Raw genomic sequence first — 274 nt, forward strand, 5'->3', positions numbered from 1 at the left:
TTGCTGCTGGACGAAGCAACATCAGCTTTAGATGCAAACAGTGAAAAATTGGTGCAAGAAGCCTTAGAAGAACTGATGCAAAATCGGACAACATTGGTGATCGCTCATCGTTTGGCAACAATTTTAAAAGCTGATCGTATTCTCGTGATGGAGAAAGGTGCTCTTGTTGAAGAAGGAACACATGCAGAACTCGTCGCACAAAACGGGGTTTATGCGTATTTAGCCAAATTGCAATTTTCGCCTGAGTAAACTCTTGAATAAACTGTTATCATAG

At 40.9% G+C, this 274-nt stretch carries 1 pseudogene; it reads left to right on the forward strand.

Going from position 1 to position 274, the window contains the following annotated elements:
- Positions 1-249, forward strand: a pseudogene (locus ACFINS_RS10935) (ABC transporter); the annotation flags it as partial.
- Positions 250-274: the final 25 nt, after the last annotated feature.

The sequence above is a fragment of the Bartonella sp. AA2SXKL genome (assembly GCF_042197205.1).
Lineage (GTDB): Bacteria > Pseudomonadota > Alphaproteobacteria > Rhizobiales > Rhizobiaceae > Bartonella.